Below are 19,509 nucleotides of genomic sequence, written 5' to 3' on the forward strand. Positions count from 1 at the left end.
GGCAGGCGCAGCCCGATGCCAATTACCAGAGGATCGTCAGCAAGATCGGCAAGGCTCCCCCGCAGTACCCGGACATCGACGACGAGTGACGACGCACCGTGCCGCATCGAAAGGGTGGGTAATTACCCTCTCATGCGATGTAAAGAGAACAATGGCCGTCGGCTAATGTTCCACCGCACTAATTCAAGCGAGAGCCAACGAAAACCGAAACAACCATGCGGCATTGAATCAAATTCGAGTTGCGCGGGGCTTCGAGCGTGTTGCCGTTCTTGCCCGGGAGGAACAAACCACCGAGGCAAGATCAAGCAGCTAACCGCTAAAATCCAAATCGGATCCAGACACGCCGGCGATAACACCGCCTGCGCCGGTAGCCATAGCGCCAATAGCTGCGGCAGTACCGTCTCCAGACGCGGCGCCTGCGGCGGCGATATTGGCGGCGGTGCCAGTGGCGATGATAGACAGGCTCCAGATCCGCCTGCGTGCCATCGTCGTCGAAAGGCTCCGTATCCGGCGCGTCGAGCTCATCGAGAATGCCGGGGCCGACATTAGGAACCCCGGCCACCGCATTGAGTGGTCGAACCGCGCTGGCAAGGGCCGCTGCCCCCGCAACACCAAACATTGCCGTCAAGAATGATCGCCGATCCATAGAAGGCCTCCCAGTCTTAGCAACTCATGAAACAAGTGCGCGGCCTGCCATGGCAGGCATTGCGCACGGTGCAAATTGAGGGTTCACAAACCGCCAGTGGCGGCTCGCGAACCCTATCGGCGCAGGAAGGGACTAGACTGCGCAGATTCCATTCAAATTGTTCTTGTGTCATCTTGGAATTTAGCCAAGCGCTATTCCAATCGCCAAGAACATGATGGCGACCGCGAACATCGGTGCGAGTAACCAGCGGGCCTGGTCGACACTCTTCTCCATGAGTTCCTCCATACGCTTGTGGCGTGCAACGAAATACCGGCAATCGCGGTTCCGGCCGCCGCCCATGCAGTGGCCTATTGCGCCTGACAACTGCACAAAGGTCCCACACCGATTCAGACCGAAGGCCCTGCCAGGGAACGTTCGCAAATGCCTGGCGTTGGGGGAGCTTCTGGCGTGAAGACGATGTCGTCTGGCGCAACTCACACCACTAGGAGGAAACTATGAGAATCCATCTCACCGCGGCCGCTGCGGGGGTTTTGCTGCTCGCCGGTATCGGTGCGGCCGCCGCCGACACCGTGATCATTCAGCCGGAACAGGAAACCGTCATCCGGGAATATGTGAAGAAGCAGCCCCTGGCTTCAGTGACGCTTCCTGGGGTGGAGCTCAATATAGGCACGGCTCTGCCCGATACGGTCGAGCTTCGTGAAGTCCCCGACGTGCAATACCGCTACGTCGTTATCGACAACCGAACAGTCCTCGTGGATCCGGGCACGCGCAAGATCATCAAAGTTTACGAATGAGCCAAGCGCTTTTGCTGAAAGCCCGCCGCACAGAAATGAGCGGCGGGCTTTCAATTAAGAGGAGGAGCCGCCAATGTTGAACCGCGAGATCGGACGATCCCCCGCCTTGAAAATGCGCCCGTCCCTACTCTGGTTCACCCCTAAGGTCCCTGTGAAGACCAATGCCGGTCACCGTCGTCTGATCAGCAGTGTACAAGCTGCTTCCGAGGAACTCCTGACATGGACCAGGCGTGGCGCTCATTGGAACCGAGCGGCACGCGTTTGCATCGCCGCTCTGGCCGGTGAGGCGACACCGCAGGCGGCCAGGAGGTGCTTCAGGTTGTGCCATAGACGATGGCCGCCTCCTGCCACGCATTGAGGAGGACGACTGAGTAAAATGGCCCAGCGCGCCGGTGGCGCCAAGCACGGCGGGCCTTGACCGACCGGAATTGCGAGGCCAGCCGGGTTTTAAAATGATGTGCTGTCGGCGGCCCGCTCCGCAAGCGGGACCAGGGTCCGGTTTCTGCTGATCCTGGCATCGCGGAGTCGAACTTAACACCGGAGCGGCCCAGCGGTCGTGGCTGGGTGTGGGGTCGGCCGCCGGGCCTAACCGGCGATAGAGGGGGTAGTTTCGCCGGCTGGCTTATCCATAGGCCATTCGCGCATCTTTGCTAATTTGCCAAAATGGCCATGGCCCGAGCCGACATATCGGATGAACTCCGAGTCAAATCCGGTTGAGATAGAACGCTTGCGTCTGGCGCGGTAACCTCGTCAACGGCCGCAAACATCTGCGCAGCGAGGAAGGCTTGCGACACGCCTCGCCGCAGGATTTCCGGGAGGTATCAGTGGCATAGGCCACTGGGCCATTTGGTCACGTCCTCACGATCCTCAGCCTCGAAGAACCCCAGGGATCAGGACCAAATAGACGACCGCGGCAACGAGCAACCAGCAGACGGCCATTCCGATAACCACGGCAATGCCCAAGCGCTCCGCTCGCCTGGAGATGTCAGCGAAATCAGCTTCACTTGGGATGAGATCAAGGATGGAGCACTCACTGGCGTCAGGGGTATGATTGTCGTTTGCAGCTTGGCATACGGCATCATCAACGTTTTGATCGCGCGACGAGATATGGTTCACACATCGGCCTCGTTAAATCGGTGCCCGCCGCCGGGGGACAACAGCGGGCACCGAGGTTGACCGCCGATGAAGGACTTCATACTCGGCAGTCCATTCCAATGTCTTGGCGAGGCATCGGTTTCCACCCTAAGGCCTTTGCCGCTGAAGCTGAGACTTCAGTCGGACCCTCATAGGACCGTAGCCCACAGGCGGAACGAATGCCTTGAGGCTCCGTTTGCATCCAGTGAACCTAGAGGGGAGGACGTCATGGCTGACGGACCAACTGTTGTAAATTCAGGGGGTGGAGGCACCGAAGGTCGAGGCGCCAGCAACATCTTCGGCACCTGAGCCGGCAGCCCCGGCTTCCGCACCGGCCCCGGCAACCCAGAACCGGCTCCCGCTAACGGCGGTTGAGCGAGTACGGCGGAGGCTCCAGCGTCGGTGGGAGGTGCGCTGGAGCCTTTAACTCAGCGATAAAGGAGCGAAGGCATGGACGATCGGCAGAACAGCATTATGGAGGCTCGGTGGCTTCTTGCAGTGCCCGCCTCGCTTCTCCTTACGGTCGTTCTGGCTGCCTTCCTGCTTGCCTAAAGCTTATCACTCCGTTGGCGGTTCGGAGCTTTGACTCGGCCATCTGGTAACCATAGCCTCATCCGCCAGAAGCCGGGCTAGATGATCGCGGCTCAGGCCCAACGTTTGCTTGAGAAACAATAGGAAGGTGCGCGCGCTATCTATCGACTGCCCGGTTTCCTCTGCGTGAGCCACCACCTCAAGCTGACGCGCTAATCGCTGCTCAATCTCGCGGATGTGCTGTTCGACCCGTTCGATTTCGGCGGAATAGGGCGTCATGGCTTAGTCGTTCTTGTCCTGCGCCCTTGCATTGTAGCCTATTCGACCGGCCCTAGTAATGGCCGGTGCAACGGGGGCTCCTTGGGGTGCGCTGCACCGGCGCCGCCCGTTTTGAACATGGTCTCAGGAACCTTTCATGCGCGAGCCGCTTTGTGTGCATGTCCAAAGCCGTTGAACCACCCTTATTGCCAAAGGGTAGCCCAGATCGGGAGGCCAACTGTGAAGTCGCCATGGAAGCCGCATTCGCAGCGCTGGTGACTGCCTCAGAAGCGCAGGGCTGGACGCCGCGCGAGACGGCTGCCGCCTTGCTGAAAATCGCTACGGAGCATGCCCGGCAGTTCAGGCTTATGCCGGCTGAGCCGCCAAGGTGGCAAACGCGAAGAGGTATATTGATCGCGTGTGCCGCGCTCGTGTTTTTGCTGTGTGCCGCCACCGTTTGGTGGATGCTTAGGTGAAATCGGAACAAATGGGATCGACGCCGGTTAACAATCGAAGGGACTGCGACGAGTGCGGGAAAATGGTTGATCTCTTGAACTTGGAATTGGCAAAGGCCAGACAGCGCGTGAAACGAGCCGAGAATTCTCTGAAGCGCGCGAATGAGTTGCTGGACGAGGATTGCGGCGTCGGAATCAACATCGCGTTGTGCAGCCGGATAAGGTCCGAGCAAAGGCGTGTGGTCGAGGCGAGGGAACGTCTGTCGAAGATCGATCCCGTCAGTACTGACAGCGTCCGCGCGGGTTGAACCATCCGGCCGCCCAGGGGCGACTGGCCCAACCGGCCTAGCTGCCTCGCCCGGCGAAACTCGTCCGTCTTTTGCTCAAGGAACTCGTCGGCATGTTCCGTCGACGACGGCAGTCTGGCGCTGCTGGCGTTGGTTTGCCGAAATCACCGCGGCGGTAAAGCTGCTGGCTCTGCCGCCGCTCGGCGGCCTGCTGCTGCTGGTCGGCTGCCTGGCCATCCTGTCGCATAGCGTTCGGCGCGCCGCGTACAGGCCAATGATCAATAGAGGGTGAAAAACACCGGCAGCACGCCGCTGTTCCTCAATTGCTCGGCCAGCTCGATGATCGGGAACAAGGCTAGGAAATAAAGCCCGTCCCGGAACGTCCGCTTCAAGGTGCGCGTCGAAAACTGGCGCTCGGCCTGGTCGTTGTAGAGCAACGGGTTCGGCCAGAACCGCGGCGTGCGCTCCGTATAGGCGCTATAGGCCGGGCCGAACTTTCCGAGCAGGAACTGGGCTTCCTTGCGCGCCGTGACCCTGAAGACGACGAAGCTGGCCAGACCCAAGGCCGCGGCGGCCAGCACGGACCCGTACATCAATCCAACACCTGTCGCTCCGACGGTGGAGAAGAAGTAGAGCGGGTTCTGGGTGACCGAAAATGGTCCCGCCGAAATCAGTTCGGCGTTCTTCTTGCCACCGACATAGAGGATGCTCCACAGACGCCCGAAGAAGCAGACGAGAACAAATCCGACACCGAGCATTCGACGATTTCGTGCCCGTTCGAGCCCTCGCCGAGGAATGGCTTCGCAAAAGCAGCGAGACAACGGCGACGACTGCCGCGACCTGTACGACGACCAGGCGTTTGTGCTGCTCGAACACCTTCACCGCCGGCTTGAGGGACGCGTCGCTCATCGTATGTCCGCAAGTCCGGGGTCGGTGGAGATAGCCCGACGCCATCCATTAGCCGTTTCGCATGGCGAGGTACCTGCGCGGGATCTTGGCCATTCTTACGAACTTGTAAGCGGCGAGACAGAGTGCGGCCTGGGCCTCAGTCTCGTGCCGGCGATCGCCGACCTGCATGGCGCATCGGTCACGCTCGAGGATCGCCATCCCGGCCTGACCGTCGCTTTCCCGGCGCGCCGGTCACTCAGAGCATGTCGTCGAGGCTCCAGTGATTGTTCCAGCGGGCATCGATCTCGTCGTCGACATTCTGGTAGCGGATATCGGTCGAAAGGCGGATGCGCCTGTCGGCGCTTTGATTGGTCGTGGAAGCGTGGATCATGAAGGGTGAGTGCAGCACCACGTCGCCGGCCTCGTAGTCGGCGACCAGCCATCGCGTGTCGAAGCGCTCGGCCATGTAGGGAAGATCCTTGGACACCCAGCCGCCCTCGGTCATGGTTGCGATTGAAGGCGCTGATCCGCTCCTCAGGCGCAACAGCGGCATTGGACTTTTCGAACCGGGCCTCCATCGCCGTCCCGATCGCATGAGAGCCTTCCAGATAGGCAAGGCCACCCATCTCGATGGACGTGTCGCCGATGGGTATCCAGGCGGTGACCACGCGGCTCGTGCCGCCGCGCAGATAGACCAGATCGTAGTGCGCCGGGGTTGCGGTCGGCGTTCCGGGCTGCGTGAACCGCATGAGCTTGCGCTTGTGCAGATAAGACAGGCCGCCGAGAAACTGGTCCATGAAGCCGGAAAGGTGCGGCTGGGCGCAAAAGCCCTCATAGGCGGCCGAACGCACCAGCGACATCAGCCGACGGTCGGCGAGGCTCTTGTCGAGCATGCCGTCGGCCGCGATGCCCAAGGCAGGATCCGAGCCGGGCTCGATCAGCCCGGTATCGGCCAGGCGGGAAAACACCCAGCCGCGGAAATCGATGACATCGGCCCGGCTGAGAAAACCCTTCAGCCAGACATAGCCTTTTGCCTCGTAGAGTGCGCGGATTGCCGCGACGCCGACAGCCGGATCGGTCGGCACGAGATGGCCGAGCCGATCGGGCGCGCTCGACAGAGTCTTGCCATTGGCGACGAGGTTGACCGGCGCGACGGCTCGAGGTCCGAACATCTAGAGGACGGAGTATCCGGCATTCGCGCGCTCGCGCCGAAAATCCGATGGCGACATGCCGGCGAGCTTGCGGAACGATTTGTTGAAGGCGCTCAGCGACCCGAAGCCCGAGTCCATGGCCACGCGCAGCACATTGGCGTCTTCATGCATCAGCAGCGCCTGGGCGTAGCTCAGCCGCAGCAGGTTGACATATTCGTTGAGCGTCATGCCGGTCGACTTCTTGAAGATGTTCATGGCGTATTTCGGGTGGATGTCCGCCGCCCCGGCGATGTTCACGCAGTCGATCTCGTAGAGGAAGTTTTCGGCGATGAAGTCGCACATGCGCCCGACATTGCGCGAGGATTGCTGGTCGAAGGGGCTGCCGGCTGCCTGCCCGACCGGATTTTCGGGCACCAGCCAGTAAGGCTCAAAGCGCATCCGCTCCAGCCTGAGCAGCAGCTCATTAACGGCATGCTCGGCTTTCGCCGGATCGCCCGAGCGGACATAGCGGTTCCAGCGCTCGAAATTGTCGTCGTCCGACTGATCGGTGGCATTGCTCACCAGTGTCGCGCCGGTCATCAGCCGATGCCGGACATCGGTGGGCAAATGCAGCCGGAAGAAATGCACCAGCGGCAGATGCGCGCCGGCATAGACGGCATCGTCGCTGAGATCGTCCATCTGGTGCGGCAGGCCGCCCCAGAACAGGCACATGTCGCCGGCCGACAGCGAAATCTCATGATCGTTCATGCGGTAGTGCACGCTGCCGCGGACGATGAAATTCACCTCGACCTGGGCATGCCAATGCGACTTGAGCATCACCAGGGGCTGCGTGTGGAACATCTGCAGCAAGAGCGGCAGGCCCTCCACGCTGCTGGCGCCAGGCTGATAAAACGGCCTCTCCGGCATCTTACTTTCCGCCAATTTCTTATTCCCTTTGTCGGGGACAAGCCTTCCGCGCTGCCTAATGTAGCCACGCTCACCAAAAGAGAGCAAATGAAATGGGAGGATTTCAATGCGCACCATACTGACCTGCGCCGTGCTCGCGCTTGCCCTGGGCTCCGGCCCGGCCATGGCGCAATCCGGCGAAATCACGATCTGGAGCTGGAACATCGCGGCTTCGTCGCTGAAGGCCACCGTCGCCGGGTTCAACAAGCAATTCCCCGATATCAAGGTGACCGTCGAGGACCTCGGCAACCAGCCGACCTATGATAAATCGATTGCCGGCTGCGCCGCCGGCGGCGTCGGCCTGCCGGATATCGTCTCGGTCGAGAATGGCGAGGCCGAGAACTACTGGAGCCAGTTCCCCGACTGCTTCGTCGACCTCCACACGCTCGGCTACACCGCCGAGGACCAGAAAAAATTCCCCGACTTCAAGCGCACCGAGCTCGAAGTCGGCGACAAGGCCTATGCGATGCCTTGGGATTCCGGCCCGGTCGCCGCCTTCTACCGCCGCGACTTCTATGAAAAGGCCGGCGTCGATCCTGCCTCGATCAAGACCTGGGACGATTTCATCGCCGCCGGCAAGAAGATCCAGGCCGCCAATCCGGGCGTGACCATGACCAACGCCGATTTCAACGGCGACACCGAATTCTTCCGCATGATCGCCAACGAACAGGGCTGCGCCTATTTCGCCGCCGACGGGCAGTCGATCACGGTCAACCAGCCCAAATGCGTCGATACGCTGGCCAAGATCAAGGACATGAAGGACGCCGGCATCATGGCGTCGGCTGACTGGGGCACCAAGATCACCAACAACACCGCCGGCACCGTCGCCACCCAGGTCTATGGCGGCTGGTACGAAGGCACAATCCGCACCGAATCGGCTGGCGAAAACGGCAAATGGGGCGTCTATCTGATGCCGGGCCTGACCGCCGACGGCCCGCGCGCCGCAAATCTCGGCGGCTCCTCTTTAGCCATCACCTCGGCCAGCAAGAACAAGGAAGCCGCCTACGCCTATCTGAAATACACGCTGGCGACCAATGAGGGCCAGATCACCATGCTGAAGGATTTCGGCCTGGTGCCGTCGCTGATCTCGGCGCTCGACGACCCCTATGTTTCGCAAGGCCTGCCCTACTGGGGCGGTCAGGCGGTGTGGAAGGACATCCTCGCCACTCTGCCCAAGGTCGTGCCGAGCCGCGGCACGCCGTTCCAGAGCGACGCCGAGATCATCATGCGCGCCGTGCAGACCAAATATCTGGCCGGCGGCTATCCGGACGCCAAGGCGGCGCTCGACGATGCCGCGAACCAGATCGCTTCGGCAACCGGCCTGCCGATCAAGTAAGCGATCAGCTCCCCTTCTCCCCGTCACCATACGGGGAGAAGGGGCAGGCAGGCGGATGAGGGGCGGCGCTGACATAGACAATTGACGCTGCCGCTAAACGTCCGGAGGCTGAGCAACAACACGCCACCCAGCAGGCGTAAGGCGAAAGAATGGGAGGAAACGATGCGCTATCAGAACGCCACGGCCTATCGTTTCCTGGCGCCCTATCTGCTGATCTTCTCGGTCTTCTGGGTGTGGCCGATCATCAGCTCGTTCCTGATTTCCTTCCAGGCGACCCGCACCGTGCCGTGGCGCTGGGCCCCGACCTTCAACTGGGGCCGGCTGATCGGCGACCCGGCCTTCTTCAATGCGCTGAAGAACACGCTGCTCATCCTCGTCATCCAGGTGCCGGTGATGATCTCGCTGGCGATCGTGATGGCGGTGCTACTGAATTCGCCGCTGCTCAAGGCGCGCGGCCTCTACCGCTTTGCCTTCTTCGCCCCGGTCGTGGTCGGCGAGGTCGCGTACTCGGCGGTGTTCCGGCTGATGTTCAACCTCAATTTCGGCATCATCAACAAACTGCTGAACAGCGTCGGCCTGCCCAGCATCGACTGGTTTTCCAACGTCACGCCGGCGATGGCGCTGATCATGATCGCGGTGACCTGGCGCTGGGCCGGCTACAACGCCATCATCCTGCTGGCCGGCCTGCAATCGATCCCGGATGACGTCTATGAAGCAGCGACGCTGGATCGCGTCAGCAAGGTCAAGCAGTTCTTCTACATCACCCTGCCGCTCTTGAAGCCGATCATCGTCTTCTGCGCCGTGCTGTCGATCATCGGCACCATGCAATTGTTCACCGAGCCGTTCCTGATCACCGAGCGCGGCGGACCGGGCGGCGGCACCGAGACGCTCGGCCTACTGCTTTACCGCCAGGGCTTCCGCTCGCTGAATTTCGGCTATGCCTCGGCCGTTGCCTACACCATGGCCGGGCTGGCGATCGCCATTACGCTGGTGCAGCTCTGGCTGACGAAGGAGCCGAAATGAGCTCACGTTCGCAAGCAAGGCTCGGCCGCAGCATCGCGCTGCATCTCTTCCTGACGCCGCTGGCGCTGATCTGGCTGTTTCCGCTGTGGATGATGGTGGTGTTTTCGACCATGCCCGACAACGGCATCTTCAGCCCCGGCATCGAGCTTCTGCCGCACGACAATTTCGTCGAAAATTTCAACAACCTGCAGCGCGACACCAATTTCGTCGGCGCCATCGGGATCTCCGTCTCGGTGGCGGTGACCTACACTTTCCTCTCTGTGCTGCTGACGTCGATGGCCGGCTGGGCACTTGCCCGCTACCAGTTCGTCGGCAAGGGCGTGGTGGTCGCCATCATCCTTGGCACCATCACCCTGCCCTATGCCGTGGTGCTGATCCCGCAGTTCATCATGGTGGCGCGCGATTTCCAGCTTGCCAACACCTGGGTGGCGCTGATCGTGCCGCCGCTGTTCAATTCGCTCGGCGTACTGTTCATGCGGCAGAGTTTTTCGATGATGCCGGGCGATCTGTTCGACGCGGCCAGAGTCGAAGGCGTCAAGGAATGGCGCATCTTCCTGTTCGTCGCTCTGCCGCTGGCGCGGCCGATGCTGGCGGCGCTCGCCATCATCCTCTTCCTTGCCTCCTGGAACAATTATCTCTGGCCGCTTTTGATCAACAGCCAGCCCGGCGCGATGACCGCGCCGGTCGCGCTCGGCACGCTGATCGGCCTGACCAAAGTGTCATGGGGCGGCATCATGGCGGGCGCCGTCATGCTGACGGTGCCTATGCTCGTCGTCTTCGTGCTGCTGCAGCGCCATTTCATCGCCGGCATAGCTGCCGGCGCCATCAAATAGGATAGGACGAGATGGCCGCCGTCACGCTCAGCAATGTCGTCAAGCGCTTCGGCGTCTACGAGATCATTCATGGCGCCAACATCGACATCGCCGATGGCGAGTTCGTCGTCTTCGTCGGCCCTTCCGGCTGCGGCAAGTCCACGCTGCTTCGGATGGTCGCCGGGCTGGAGGACATCAGCGGCGGCGAGATCGCCATCGGCGGCAAGGTGATGAACGACGTCGAGGCGGCCGAGCGCGGCATCGCCATGGTTTTCCAGTCCTACGCGCTCTATCCGCACATGACGGTCGAGCAGAATCTGAGCTTCGGCCTCAGGATGAACGGCAACCCGAAGGCCGACACCGAGCGTCGGGTGAAACGCGCCGCCGAGATCCTCTGCATCGACGAACTGATGCAGCGGCGGCCGAAACAATTGTCTGGCGGCCAGCGCCAGCGCGTCGCCATCGGCCGCGCCATCGTGCGCGAACCGCAGGTGTTCCTGTTCGACGAACCGCTGAGCAATCTCGACGCCGAACTCAGGGTGCAGATGCGGGTCGAGATCTCCAGGCTGCACAAGGAGCTCGGCGTCACCATGATCTATGTGACGCACGACCAGACCGAAGCGATGACGCTGGCCGACCGGATCGTCGTGCTCAAGGCCGGCAATGTCGAGCAGATCGGCGCACCGCTCGACCTCTATGACGACCCGGCCAACCGCTTCGTCGCCGGCTTCATAGGCTCGCCGAAGATGAATTTCTTGGCCGCGAAGGTGGTTGAGACCGGCGATGGCGCGGCAACGATCGAGCTCGTGAACCATGCCGGCGCGCGGTTCAAAAAACCGCTTCAGACCACACCGCCCGCGGTCGGCGCCGATGTCGTGCTTGGCGTCCGGCCGGAGCATTTCTTCGATGCCGGTCAAGGCGACTGCGACATCTCGGTCAAGGCCGATGTCGCCGAGCATCTGGGATCGGTGAGCTATGTATACGCCGATGCCGGCGACACAGAACTGATCATCGAGCGCGAGGCATCGCGGCATCGCGCGAGCGGTGACCATCTGGTGGTGTCGATCAAGGCCGGCAAGGCGCTGCTCTTCGACACCAAGGGCGCACGCATTCGCTAAGCGCCAGAACTTTCTTTGCCGGACCCGACGCGTCGAGGCGGCCCCAAGGAGATTTGAAATGAGTTCCGAAGCTAGAAAAATTCGCTGGGGCATTCTTGGGCCCGGCAGCATCGCCAAATCCTTTGCCGGCGGCGTGGCCCAGTCGCGCACCGGTACGCTTGTGGCACTCGGCGCCCGCAATCCAGGCAAGTCAGGCCTTGCCGAGACCTTCCCCGGCGCTCGCATCCTCGAAGGCTATGACGCGCTGCTCAACGACGCGGAAGTCGACGCCATCTACATTTCGATACCGCATCCCGGCCATGCCGAGTGGGCGATCAAGGCGGCCGAAGCCGGCAAACATGTGCTGTGCGAAAAGCCGCTTGGGCTGACCGCCTTCGAGGCCGACGCGATGATCCATGCGGCGCGCAAGGCCGGCACGTTCCTCGGCGAAGCCTTCATGTACCGGCTGCATCCGCAGACGCTGAATCTGGTGGAATTGATCAAGTCTGGCGCGATCGGCGACGTCCGCATGATCAAGTCGAGCTTCGGTTTCGCCATGCCGGGCTTCATGCCGGAGCATCGGCTCTATGCCAACGACCTCGCCGGCGGCGGCATTCTGGATGTCGGCGGCTATCCGGCCTCCATGGCAAGGTTGATTGCCGGCGCGGCATCCGGAAAACCCTTCGCCGAACCCGACAAGGTGACGGGCGCCGCCCACCTCGGCCAATCCGGTGTCGATGAATGGGCCTCGGCGCTGCTTCATTTCCCCGGCGGCATCGTCGCCGAGATCTCCTGCAGCATCTCGCTGACGCAGGACAATGTGCTGCGCATCTTCGGCACCAAAGGTCACATCGAGGTGCCGGATTTCTGGTTCGCCGGTGGCAACCGCGACGTCGGGCCGGGCAGGATCGACCTGATCCGGGCCGACGGGACCCGCGAGACCATCAGCGTCAACGAAACCCGCCATGTCTACTCCTTCGAGGTCGATGGCGCCGGCGACGCTATCCTTGCCGGGAACCAGGAATTCGCCTGGCCGGGCATGGGCTGGGCCGACAGCCTCGGCACGCTGCGCGTGCTCGACAAATGGCGCGCGGCCGTCGGTCTCGAATACGAGATCGAGAAACCGGCAAGACGCATCAACACGATATCGGGCCGGCCGCTCAGCACCGATGGCACCAGCATCCCGAAGCGCCGGATTCCCGGTCTGCCGCGACCCGCCTCGCGCCTAGCGCTCGGCTTCGAGGATTTCCGTACGTTTTCCTCGGGTTCAATCCTGCTCGATGCCTTCTTCGAGGCCGGCGGCAATCTGTTCGACACCGGCTATGTCTATGGCGGCGGCTACACCGAGGCGCTGCTCGGCCAGTGGCTGAGGAACCGCGGCGTGCGCGAACAGTCGGTCGTCATCGGCAAGGGCGCGCATTCCCCGCTTTGCTATCCCGATGTCATCGGCAAGCAGCTCGCCCAGACGCTGGACCGGCTGCAGACCGACCATGTCGACATCTATTTCATGCACCGCGACAATCCGGACGTGCCGGTCGGCGAATTCGTCGACGCCATGGACGCGGAGGTCAAGGCCGGCCGCATCCGCGGCCCGTTCGGCGGCTCGAACTGGACGATGGCGCGCATGGACGAGGCGATTGCCTATGCCGAAAAGACCGGCAAGCAGAAGCCCGGCGCGCTCTCCAACAATTTCTCGCTGGCCGAGATGCTGGAGCCGATCTGGGCCGGTTGCGTCACCTCCTCGACAGACCAGTGGAAGGCCTGGCTGACCGCGCGGCAGATGCCGAACTTCGCCTGGTCGAGCCAGGGCCGCGGCTTCTTCACCGACCGCGCCGGCCGCGACAAGCGCGACAATGAGGAACTGATGCGGGTCTGGTACTCGGACAGGAATTTCGGCCGTCGCGACCGGGCGATCGAGCTGGCGAACCGGCTGGGCAAAAGCCCGATCCATGTCGCGCTGGCCTATGTGCTCGCACAGCCCTTCCCGTCAGTCCCGCTGATCGGCCCGCGCACGCTGGATGAGCTGGAAGACAGCCTGCAGGCGCTTGATATTGCGCTTTCGCCGGATGATTTGGAGTGGTTGGACAGCGGTGCGCAGCAACGCAAGGCGCGCGGCGCTGGTTGATTTCCTTCTTCGCCGCAGATTCGCGAAAGCCGAAGTGAAGGCCGATATGCCTAGCAAAGCAGAGGGGGTGCTGTCCCGCCGGCCTCTCGGTTGGTGATCACTCGTTGAGATAGGTTCGTGCGTGAAAGCCAGCCAAGGTTAGCGATCGTTCCCACCCCCCTCTGGCCTGCCGGCCATCCCCCCGCAAGGCGGAGATCGGTAGCTCGGCTGTCCCCGCCAATCTCGAGCAGGGGCCAAACTAGCGATCGATCCTTGTCGACAAAATAATCGACGACGACGTCCGCTCCACCCCGTCCATGGCGCCGATCTGGTCGAGCAGCGAATCCAGGTCCCTGATCGACGGCGCGTCGACGATGACGATCATGTCGAAATTGCCGCTCACCGAATGCAGCGTCCTGACCGGCGGCAAGGCCTGCAGGCTGCGCACCACCTTGTCGGCAAGCTTGGGCGTCACGGTGAGCAGCACATGCGCCCGCACCAGCCCTTGCTCGTAGTCCGGCGAAAGCCGCACACCATAGCCGGCGATGATGCCGCGCTGCTCCAGCCGCTCGATGCGGCTCTGCACGGTCGTACGCGACACACCGAGCTGGCGCGCCAGTTCGGCGGTCGAGGCGCGAGCGTTGGTACGCAGCAGGGAAAGCAGAGCCTGTTCGGCATCACTGATCATTTCGACGAACCTTGTCGGCATATTGCGCAAGTAGCCATTTCATTCCGAACAATTCCACGCTTCCTTTCGACAGGCAAGCTGCGATTCTACCCCTCGCTATTAACTTTCGGGCGAGGGAACCGGTCATGAAGAAAATTGTTGTCGTCGGCGCCGGGAAGATCGGCTCGACCATTGCCGAAATGCTCGCCGCGACCGGCGACTATCATGTCACCCTCGTCGACCGCGCGGCGGCGCAGTTTGCCACGGCCGAACTGCCGGCCACGGTTGCGACGCTGGAGCTCGACATCGCCGCCCCCGGCGCCCTCGAAGCAGCACTGGACGGCGCCTTCGCGGTACTTAGTGCAGCACCCTTCCATCTGACCACCCGCATCGCCGAGGCCGCGGCAACCGTCGGCGTGCACTATCTCGACCTCACCGAGGATGTTGTCAGCACCCGGAGGGTCAAGGAACTGGCTCGCTCCGGCAAGAGCGCCTTCATCCCGCAATGCGGCCTGGCGCCGGGCTTCATCTCGATCGTCGCCAATGATCTCGCCAGCCGTTTCGACACGCTGGAGAGCGTGCGCATGCGCGTCGGCGCCCTGCCGCAATACCCGTCGAACGCGCTGAACTACAATTTGACCTGGAGCACCGACGGCGTCATCAACGAATATTGCGAGCCCTGCGAGGCCATCGTCGAGGGCGAGCTGATCGAAGTGCCGCCGCTGGAAGAGCGCGAGGAATTCTCGCTCGATGGCGTCACCTACGAGGCGTTCAACACTTCAGGCGGGCTGGGCACTTTGGCCGAAACGCTGAAGGGCAAGGTGCGCACGCTGAACTACCGCACCATCCGCTATCCCGGCCACGCCGCGATCATGAAGGCGCTGCTCAACGACCTCGGCCTGCGCCACCGCCGCGACGTGCTGAAGGACATCTTTGAAAGCGCCCTGCCGTCGACGCTGCAGGACGTGGTCATCGTCTTCGTCACCGTCAGCGGGCTCAGGAACGGCCGCCTGTTGCAGGAGACCTATGCCAACAAGATCTACAGCCAACGCGTCGGCCAGGTGGTGCGCAGCGCCATCCAGATCACCACGGCCTCCGGCATCTGCGCCGTGCTCGACATGCTGGCCGACGGCAGCCTGCCGGCGACAGGCTTCGTCAAGCAGGAGGACATCGCCCTCGACGCCTTCCTCGCCAACCGCTTCGGCCGCGCCTATGCGCAGCACGAGATGGTTAGCCGGCTGGCGAGCTGATATATTTATCGCCCCTGAAGCCCCGCGCTTTCGCATCCTGGGGCGAAGCAAGGAGCGAAGCGACGCGGCGCAGACCCTAGGATCCATGCCGTTACATTGAAGCGTTGCCCCAGTGCAGCATCCTCTCCGCCGCATTCGTCGGCGAAGATCACGGCATGGATCCTCGGGTCATGCCCGAGGATGACGAAGGGATGGCGGTATCGCGGGTATCGCGCCCGATACCCTCACTTGCGCAGGATCATGGGACGACCCAAGAGAAACCGGATAAAGTTTCCCGCGGTTCGCGAGGCCTTGGCTGAAGTGTAAGACAGTTGCGGCGGCCTCTCCTTTCGCAGGGGCTCCCGCCTTTCGATCTCGATGCCAGGTCGACCCACGGTGAAGGACGGCTCCGCGACCGGCTTGCCCCTGAGCACATTGGCGGCATTGTTGTCATGAATGACGATGCACCATTGCGCGTCCTTCGAGGCCGCCACGACGGTGTTGAAGCGCGTCGCCATCTTGGCATGGTGGTCGCTATAGACACCTTTCATTTCGGCTGATCGCTTCTCGACCAGGGTGCCGAACGCCGACGTGACATACTCGTGGTGCGTATAGCGGCCGGTCGCCGTGTCGAAATTCTGGCCGTCCGGAAAGGCGATATATAGCGGCTGCTGGCTCACCGCGCCTTTTTCGATCTCCCGGCGCGCATAATAGTCGATCCGCTCCATGAAGCCCGGCGCCAGCGCGTCATCGCTGTCGAGCCGCGTCAGTGAAACGAACTCGGCATCCGTGTCGCCCTGGACGAACGCGTTGAAGCAAAGACTGTAGGTCTCATGCGCTTCGACGAGAACCGGCCTGACGTCGATACCGGCCACGCAATTGCAGACAGTCCGAACATAGTTCTCGTGCGTGTCGGCATCGAAGGCGATCAGGACGGTAAAGTCCTTCAGCGACTGGGCTTCGAGAGACGGCGCGCAATATCCATCAAACAACGCCAGCCGCTCGACCAGCCATACGGGATCGAGATTGGCGCGGCCCTCTCCGTTCCACTGGCTCGGTTTGAAACCGGTGGGGGCGTTGTAGCGAATCGCAATGTATTTCTTCAGTTCCATAGCCACGGAAAGACACCAGTCTGTCCCCTTACGCAATCGATCAGCCCAACATAGCCGCCGCAGCTAAATATGCAGTGCATGCCCGAGCGCCTTCAGCGCCGCCTCCTGGAACCCTTCGCCCTGTGTTGGATGCGCGTGGATGGTGCCGGCGATATCCTCCAGCCGCGCGCCCATTTCGAGTGCCAGGCCGAAGGCCGTCGACAGTTCCGACACGCCCTGACCGACCGCCTGGATGCCGAGCACCAGATGATTATCGGCGCGAGCGACAACACGAACAAATCCATCTTCGCCAAGCTTCGTCATGGCGCGGCCGTTGGCGGCGAAGGGAAACAGCCCGATCTTGATCTCGCCACCAAGCGCCTTGGCCTCTTCCGGCGACAGGCCGGCTGTCAGCAGCTCCGGATCGGTGAAGCAGACCGCCGGGATCGCCCGCTTATCCCAGCTACGCTTTTGGCCGGCGACGACCTCGGCGACCATTTCGCCTTGCGCCATCGCCCGGTGCGCCAGCATCGGCTCGCCGGTGACGTCGCCGATGGCGAAGATGCCGCGCATCGAGCTGCGGCACTGGTCGTCGATGCGGATGAACTTTCCCACCATGTCGAGGTCGATCTGCTCGAGGCCCCAGCCTTCGGTCACCGGTTTGCGGCCAACCGTGACCAGGATTTTGTCGGCGGCGAGTTTGGAGTTCTTGCCGTCCGCCGTTTCGACCAGCAGTGCATCGCCCTTGGTCGACAGCCCCTTGGCCTTGGCACCTAGCATCACCTCGATGCCGAGTTCGGCCAGCCGCTTCACCACCGGCCGCGTCAGCTCGGCATCATACTGCGCCAGCACGCGCGGCAAGGCTTCGACCACGGTGACCTCGGCACCCATCTTGGCGAAAGCGATGCCGAGCTCCAGCCCGATATAGCCGCCACCAACTACGGCGAGCCTCTTCGGCACCTCGCTCAGCGCCAGCGCTTCCGTGGACGAAATCACCGGTCCGCCGAACGGCAGGAACGGCAGCTCGACCGGCGCAGAGCCGGTGGCGATCACCACCGCCTCTGCCCGGATCACCTGCGTCCCGGTCTCGGTCTCGACCTCGACGGTCTTGCCATCGCGGAACGTCGCCCAACCGTGCACGGTCTTGACCTTGGCCTTCTTGAGCAGGCCGGCAACACCGCTGTTCAGCCGGCTAACGATGCTATCCTTCCAGGCGACCGCTTTTGTCAGATCGAGCGTCGGCGCGCCGACCGAAATGCCGAGCGGGCTCTTGCCGCCGGCCATATGCGCGACCTTCTCGAATTCTTCTGCCGCATGGATCAGCGCCTTGGACGGGATGCAGCCGACATTGAGGCAGGTGCCGCCGGGCCTGCCGGCTTCGACGATCACCGTATCGACGCCGAGCTGGCCGGCACGGATGGCGCACACATAGCCGCCGGGACCGGCACCGATGACGAGCAGCTTGCAGGAGATTTCTTTCATGTTGATACCCCATCTCGTCGCCGCGCAGGATAATGCCGTGGCTCAGAAAGAACGTTCTGTAGCGTCCCTTCGCGCCCCTGTGTCCTGCCGGACATCTCCCCCACGAGGGAGGAGATTGGCTGCTTTGGCGCCCCGTTCACTGCTCCATGCTGAAGATTGGCGAAAGCCGGCGTGACGTCCGATCTCCCCCCTTGTGGGGGAGATGCCTGGCAAGGCAAAGGGGGGCGCTGTCCCGCCAGCATCTCGATCGTTCCCACTAATCCACAAAAATCAGCGCCGGCGTTTCCAGCAGCGTCTTGATGCGCTGGACGAACACGGCGGCATCCCAGCCATCGATGACGCGGTGGTCGAAGCTGGACGACAGGTTCATCATCTTGCGCGGGATGAACTGGGTCCCGTCCCACACCGGCCGCACCATCATCTTGTTGACGCCGATGATCGCCACTTCCGGATGGTTGATCACTGGCGTCGTCGCCACGCCGCCCATGGCGCCGAGCGAGGTGATGGTTATGGTCGAGCCGGAAAGCTCGTCGCGCGTCGCCGTGCCCGACTTGGCCGCCTCGGCCAGCCGGTTGAGCTCGGCGGCGCACTCCCAGATGTCGCGCGCTTCGGCATGCTTGACCACCGGCACCACCAGCCCCGACGGGGTCTGCGCGGCAATGCCGATATGCACGCCGCCATGCTGGTGGATGATGCCCCCCTCGTCGTCGAACAACGCGTTGAGGTTGGGCTGGTCGGCAATCGACTTGACCATCGCCCGCATCAGGAACGGCAGCAGCGTCAATTTCGGCCTGTCTGCGCGCTTCTCCTTGTTGAGCGCCGCCCGCAGGTCTTCGAGCGCGGTGACGTCGATCTCCTCGACATAGGTGATATGCGGGATGCGCGATTTGGCGAGCGTCATCTTCTCGGCGATCTTGCGCCGGAGCCCGATGACCTTGATGTCTTCGACAGCATCGTTGCGGGCAAGGCCGGATATCCTCGCGACCTGCGGTCCGCGCGCCAGGAAGGCCTCGATGTCCTCATGGCTGATGCGGCCGGCCGGACCGCTGCCTGCGACCTGGCGCAGGTCGATGCCGGCCTCTCTTGCCCGTAAGCGGATGGCGGGCGACGCCAACGGTTTTTCGCCTTCGGCACGCGGCGCACCTGAGACGGTACTCCGGGTCGTGCTTTTCGGACTGGCCGGAGATGGCGCCGGTCTCGCTTTCGCCTCGCCAGCCGCCGGTGATGCCTTCTGAGCTGGCGTTGCGGCCTCGGGCTTCGGTGTTGCGAGCTTCGCCGGAGGTTCGACCTTGATGGTTTCTGCTGCCGGGCTGCTCTCCGGCTTCACATTGCCCTCGCCGGCCACTTTCAGCCGCACGATAGGCGAGCCGATCGCCACCGTGTCGCCGATCTCGGCGCCGAGCCACAGGATCTCGCCATCGACGGGCGACGGGATTTCGACCGTCGCCTTGTCGGTCATGACGGCGGCGAGCACCGTGTCCTCGCGCACGAGGTCGCCGACCTTAACATGCCACTCGACCAGCTCGGCCTCGGCGACGCCTTCACCGACATCGGGCAGCTTGATGATGTGTTCGCCCAT

The 19,509-nt window shown here is 62.6% G+C and carries 17 protein-coding genes and 1 pseudogene; 9 read left to right on the forward strand and 9 right to left on the reverse strand.

The window, feature by feature from the left end:
- The first annotated feature begins 1,140 nt into the window (after positions 1-1,140).
- On the forward strand, positions 1,141-1,440 hold the full coding sequence (locus D3227_RS23980; RefSeq protein ID WP_120016764.1) for a DUF1236 domain-containing protein: 300 nt from the start codon (positions 1,141-1,143) through the stop codon (positions 1,438-1,440).
- A 112-nt stretch (positions 1,441-1,552) separates the two neighbouring features.
- On the forward strand, positions 1,553-1,798 hold the full coding sequence (locus D3227_RS23985; protein ID WP_120016859.1) for a DUF982 domain-containing protein: 246 nt from the start codon (positions 1,553-1,555) through the stop codon (positions 1,796-1,798).
- Positions 1,799-2,307: 509 nt separating this feature from the next.
- Here the strand turns inward: D3227_RS23985 and D3227_RS23990 are convergent.
- A complete protein-coding gene (locus D3227_RS23990) occupies positions 2,308-2,556 on the reverse strand; it encodes a hypothetical protein (RefSeq protein ID WP_120016765.1) in 249 nt (82 codons plus the stop codon).
- A gap of 576 nt (positions 2,557-3,132) precedes the next feature.
- A complete protein-coding gene (locus D3227_RS23995) occupies positions 3,133-3,384 on the reverse strand; it encodes a hypothetical protein (RefSeq protein ID WP_120016766.1) in 252 nt (83 codons plus the stop codon).
- A 517-nt stretch (positions 3,385-3,901) separates the two neighbouring features.
- Between D3227_RS23995 and D3227_RS24005 the strand changes: the two genes are divergently transcribed.
- Positions 3,902-4,126 carry a hypothetical protein gene (locus D3227_RS24005; RefSeq protein WP_245451852.1) on the forward strand — a complete coding sequence of 75 codons (225 nt, stop codon included), beginning with the start codon at positions 3,902-3,904 and terminating at the stop codon, positions 4,124-4,126.
- A gap of 257 nt (positions 4,127-4,383) precedes the next feature.
- Here the strand turns inward: D3227_RS24005 and D3227_RS24010 are convergent, their stop codons facing one another.
- From D3227_RS24010 to D3227_RS24020, 3 genes and pseudogenes are all read right to left on the reverse strand, one after another.
- Positions 4,384-4,863, reverse strand: a complete 480-nt coding sequence (locus tag D3227_RS24010) for a methyltransferase family protein (protein WP_342634010.1) — start codon at positions 4,861-4,863, stop codon at positions 4,384-4,386.
- Between the two features lie 386 nt (positions 4,864-5,249).
- Positions 5,250-6,165, reverse strand: a pseudogene (locus D3227_RS24015) (phytanoyl-CoA dioxygenase family protein).
- The gene (locus D3227_RS24020) at positions 6,166-7,050 is read right to left on the reverse strand and encodes a helix-turn-helix domain-containing protein (RefSeq protein ID WP_120016769.1); all 885 of its coding nucleotides are present in this window, start codon (positions 7,048-7,050) and stop codon (positions 6,166-6,168) included. It abuts the pseudogene before it with no gap.
- A gap of 106 nt (positions 7,051-7,156) precedes the next feature.
- On the opposite strand from D3227_RS24020, the gene D3227_RS24025 reads away from it, so the two are divergent.
- The 5 genes from D3227_RS24025 to D3227_RS24045 all read left to right on the forward strand — a co-directional run bounded on the left by D3227_RS24025 (position 7,157) and on the right by D3227_RS24045 (position 13,482).
- Positions 7,157-8,425, forward strand: coding sequence for an ABC transporter substrate-binding protein (locus D3227_RS24025; RefSeq protein WP_120016770.1), 1,269 nt, complete (start codon positions 7,157-7,159; stop codon positions 8,423-8,425).
- A 162-nt stretch (positions 8,426-8,587) separates the two neighbouring features.
- Entirely contained in the window at positions 8,588-9,448 is an 861-nt protein-coding gene (locus tag D3227_RS24030) for a carbohydrate ABC transporter permease (RefSeq protein ID WP_120016771.1), read from the forward strand.
- The gene (locus tag D3227_RS24035; protein WP_120016772.1) at positions 9,445-10,281 is read left to right on the forward strand and encodes a carbohydrate ABC transporter permease; all 837 of its coding nucleotides are present in this window, start codon (positions 9,445-9,447) and stop codon (positions 10,279-10,281) included. Before D3227_RS24030 ends, D3227_RS24035 begins: the two co-directional genes overlap by 4 nt.
- 11 nt (positions 10,282-10,292) lie before the next feature.
- Entirely contained in the window at positions 10,293-11,378 is a 1,086-nt protein-coding gene (locus tag D3227_RS24040) for an ABC transporter ATP-binding protein (RefSeq protein ID WP_120016773.1), read from the forward strand.
- Between the two features lie 58 nt (positions 11,379-11,436).
- Positions 11,437-13,482, forward strand: a complete 2,046-nt coding sequence (locus D3227_RS24045) for an aldo/keto reductase (protein WP_120016774.1) — start codon at positions 11,437-11,439, stop codon at positions 13,480-13,482.
- A 238-nt stretch (positions 13,483-13,720) separates the two neighbouring features.
- Here the strand turns inward: D3227_RS24045 and D3227_RS24050 are convergent, their stop codons facing one another.
- Positions 13,721-14,149, reverse strand: coding sequence for an Lrp/AsnC family transcriptional regulator (locus tag D3227_RS24050; RefSeq protein WP_120016860.1), 429 nt, complete (start codon positions 14,147-14,149; stop codon positions 13,721-13,723).
- Positions 14,150-14,274: 125 nt separating this feature from the next.
- Here D3227_RS24050 and D3227_RS24055 point away from each other — a divergent pair, with 125 nt between their 5' ends.
- Entirely contained in the window at positions 14,275-15,378 is a 1,104-nt protein-coding gene (locus D3227_RS24055; RefSeq protein WP_120016775.1) for a saccharopine dehydrogenase family protein, read from the forward strand.
- Positions 15,379-15,602: 224 nt separating this feature from the next.
- Here the strand turns inward: D3227_RS24055 and D3227_RS24060 are convergent, their stop codons facing one another.
- The 3 genes from D3227_RS24060 to D3227_RS24075 form a co-directional block, all read right to left on the reverse strand.
- The gene (locus D3227_RS24060; RefSeq protein ID WP_120016776.1) at positions 15,603-16,469 is read right to left on the reverse strand and encodes a glycosyltransferase; all 867 of its coding nucleotides are present in this window, start codon (positions 16,467-16,469) and stop codon (positions 15,603-15,605) included.
- A 63-nt stretch (positions 16,470-16,532) separates the two neighbouring features.
- The gene (gene lpdA, locus D3227_RS24065) at positions 16,533-17,930 is read right to left on the reverse strand and encodes a dihydrolipoyl dehydrogenase (protein WP_120016777.1); all 1,398 of its coding nucleotides are present in this window, start codon (positions 17,928-17,930) and stop codon (positions 16,533-16,535) included.
- Positions 17,931-18,186: 256 nt separating this feature from the next.
- Entirely contained in the window at positions 18,187-19,509 is a 1,323-nt protein-coding gene (locus tag D3227_RS24075; RefSeq protein ID WP_120016778.1) for a dihydrolipoamide acetyltransferase family protein, read from the reverse strand.

Origin of the sequence: Mesorhizobium waimense, assembly GCF_003601975.1 — a bacterium.
GTDB classification, from domain to species: domain Bacteria; phylum Pseudomonadota; class Alphaproteobacteria; order Rhizobiales; family Rhizobiaceae; genus Mesorhizobium; species Mesorhizobium waimense.

Excerpts from the sequence above, each read along its gene's own strand:
- D3227_RS23980 (WP_120016764.1), top strand. The coding sequence starts at position 1,141 with ATGAGAATCCATCTCACCGCGGCCGCTGCGGGGGTTTTGCTGCTCGCC.
- D3227_RS23985 (WP_120016859.1), top strand. The coding sequence starts at position 1,553 with ATGCGCCCGTCCCTACTCTGGTTCACCCCTAAGGTCCCTGTGAAGACC.
- D3227_RS23995 (WP_120016766.1), bottom strand. The coding sequence starts at position 3,384 with ATGACGCCCTATTCCGCCGAAATCGAACGGGTCGAACAGCACATCCGC.
- D3227_RS24005 (WP_245451852.1), top strand. The coding sequence starts at position 3,902 with ATGGTTGATCTCTTGAACTTGGAATTGGCAAAGGCCAGACAGCGCGTG.
- D3227_RS24010 (WP_342634010.1), bottom strand. The coding sequence starts at position 4,863 with ATGCTCGGTGTCGGATTTGTTCTCGTCTGCTTCTTCGGGCGTCTGTGG.
- D3227_RS24020 (WP_120016769.1), bottom strand. The coding sequence starts at position 7,050 with ATGCCGGAGAGGCCGTTTTATCAGCCTGGCGCCAGCAGCGTGGAGGGC.
- D3227_RS24025 (WP_120016770.1), top strand. The coding sequence starts at position 7,157 with ATGCGCACCATACTGACCTGCGCCGTGCTCGCGCTTGCCCTGGGCTCC.
- D3227_RS24030 (WP_120016771.1), top strand. The coding sequence starts at position 8,588 with ATGCGCTATCAGAACGCCACGGCCTATCGTTTCCTGGCGCCCTATCTG.
- D3227_RS24035 (WP_120016772.1), top strand. The coding sequence starts at position 9,445 with ATGAGCTCACGTTCGCAAGCAAGGCTCGGCCGCAGCATCGCGCTGCAT.
- D3227_RS24040 (WP_120016773.1), top strand. The coding sequence starts at position 10,293 with ATGGCCGCCGTCACGCTCAGCAATGTCGTCAAGCGCTTCGGCGTCTAC.
- D3227_RS24045 (WP_120016774.1), top strand. The coding sequence starts at position 11,437 with ATGAGTTCCGAAGCTAGAAAAATTCGCTGGGGCATTCTTGGGCCCGGC.
- D3227_RS24050 (WP_120016860.1), bottom strand. The coding sequence starts at position 14,149 with ATGATCAGTGATGCCGAACAGGCTCTGCTTTCCCTGCTGCGTACCAAC.
- D3227_RS24055 (WP_120016775.1), top strand. The coding sequence starts at position 14,275 with ATGAAGAAAATTGTTGTCGTCGGCGCCGGGAAGATCGGCTCGACCATT.
- D3227_RS24060 (WP_120016776.1), bottom strand. The coding sequence starts at position 16,469 with ATGGAACTGAAGAAATACATTGCGATTCGCTACAACGCCCCCACCGGT.
- lpdA (WP_120016777.1), bottom strand. The coding sequence starts at position 17,930 with ATGAAAGAAATCTCCTGCAAGCTGCTCGTCATCGGTGCCGGTCCCGGC.
- D3227_RS24075 (WP_120016778.1), bottom strand. The coding sequence starts at position 19,509 with ATGGGCGAACACATCATCAAGCTGCCCGATGTCGGTGAAGGCGTCGCC.